This is a genomic window from Arenibacter lacus (assembly GCF_008711145.1).
Taxonomy (GTDB): Bacteria; Bacteroidota; Bacteroidia; order Flavobacteriales; family Flavobacteriaceae; genus Arenibacter; species Arenibacter amylolyticus.
Map to the genome: position 1 here is coordinate 1 of NZ_VVIN01000156.1, position 1,613 is coordinate 1,613.

3 protein-coding genes are annotated in these 1,613 nt (G+C 39.9%); all 3 read right to left on the reverse strand.

The window, feature by feature from the left end:
- A partial coding sequence (locus tag F1E73_RS16885; RefSeq protein WP_150452647.1) for a DUF4301 family protein occupies nucleotides 1-530 on the reverse strand: 530 nt, incomplete at its 3' end.
- The gene (locus F1E73_RS16890; RefSeq protein WP_086475818.1) at nucleotides 530-1,093 is read right to left on the reverse strand and encodes an AAA family ATPase; all 564 of its coding nucleotides are present in this window, start codon (nucleotides 1,091-1,093) and stop codon (nucleotides 530-532) included. The genes F1E73_RS16890 and F1E73_RS16885, both read right to left, overlap by 1 nt.
- Nucleotides 1,048-1,613, reverse strand: a 566-nt coding sequence (gene pnuC / locus F1E73_RS16895) for a nicotinamide riboside transporter PnuC (RefSeq protein WP_150452648.1), incomplete at its 5' end; no start/stop codon positions are given. The genes F1E73_RS16890 and pnuC, both read right to left, overlap by 46 nt.

Here is a 1,613-nt window from a genome sequence, read left to right on the forward strand (position 1 = left end):
GTATGGCTCCCATAGTGGTGGAAAGGCAACAGGCCTTTTGGGAAAAAACCGTAATTTAACCCCTCTTCCAACAGCATTTCACGTACAAAAAGATATTTCTCCTCATCCTTGGAGCTGGTCTTTCCCTTTATCTTGTTTTGGATGAGATCATAAAAAGCGAATTTTTTATAACCCTCAAAAAAGGTTGCCACGTCTTTGTCCTTGGTACGATCTATATAGGCCTCCAAACTTTCTTTTTTGGGATCGTAAGCGTCCAAGAAATTAAACATGGCCTTGAACATTCTAGAAGCCGCTCCGGATGCGGGTACAAACTTCAAAAGGGATAAGTTGTTTCTCTCTTCTTTAAAAGTGTCCATCAATTGTTTCTCCCGTGCCTCCGAAAATTTAGAGATCCCATGGGAGACAATTGCCGCTTTTTCCAAACGGACAAAAGGGATGCCCTCTTTAAACGTTTCAATTTGTCCCAATGCTTTTTCTGTGGACACCCCAAGGTTATCCAACTGAACTTTATCTGCTTCAGTCAATTCCATTATTTATCAAGTAGTTGGTTAATACATTTCACTGCCTTAGCTAGGCGTGTTTTTTTATCACCCTTTAATATAACAAAATTCTTGTTATAGCGCTCTAGGGTTTCTTTAAAATACAAAAACATCTGCTCACGCTCATCGGGCTTATCCCGTAAATCATCTTTTTCCCAAGGGATATCTATATATGTTAGTAAATATAGGTCATAAGTGTTCTCCAAGGCATACTTTTCTAGGATGGGATCGCAATAGCCCAGATAATAAACTTCAGAATACACCTTGGTTTCCAACAAATCCGTATCACAGATTAGGACATTGGTAGCTTTTTGGGCCAGCTCGTTCTCCATTTCCATTTGTCCCGCTGCAATAGGCAACAAATCGTGCGGTTCACAGGTCTTTCTTTCATTGTTCCATTTATCTTGGAGGTATTCCCGGGCATATTCGGGGACCCAAACCGTATTATAATGCCTGGCCAATTGTTCGGAAAGGGTGGTTTTCCCAGTAGATTCCGGGCCAAACAACACTACCTTAACAACATCCGAGGGTTTTTGTTTAAACTTTTTTTCCATGCAAAGTATCCTAAAACAGCTATTATAGTAAATAAAAAGTATTGAAAGGACGTAAAAATTAAACCTTTGTACCAATAGAGGGGAATAGATATAAGATCCCCTATAATCCAATACGTCCAGTTCTCAATTTTCTTCCGGGCCATTAACCACATGGCCACAAAAAAGATGGCGGTAGTAAAGGTATCTACATAGGCCGTCCAGTTATTCCTTTGATCAAAAATTAGGTACACCAAGGCCACGAAGGCCGCTGCACCGATAAATAGCAAGATAGACCATATTTTCTCCTTGGCCGTTGTTCTACTGATCAATATATAATGCCCATCGTCTTCCTTCCTTGTCCACATATACCACCCATATAGACTCATGGAAAAATAATAGGCATTGATCAACATATCCCCCAATAGGCCAAAAACAATCAGGATATAGACAAATATGCCCGTACTGATTATCCCTGTAGGGAATACCAGAATATTTTCTTGCTTGGAATACCATACACTTAAAAATCCAAAGAACACACCTA

Excerpts from the sequence above, each read along its gene's own strand:
- F1E73_RS16890 (WP_086475818.1), bottom strand. The coding sequence starts at position 1,093 with ATGGAAAAAAAGTTTAAACAAAAACCCTCGGATGTTGTTAAGGTAGTG.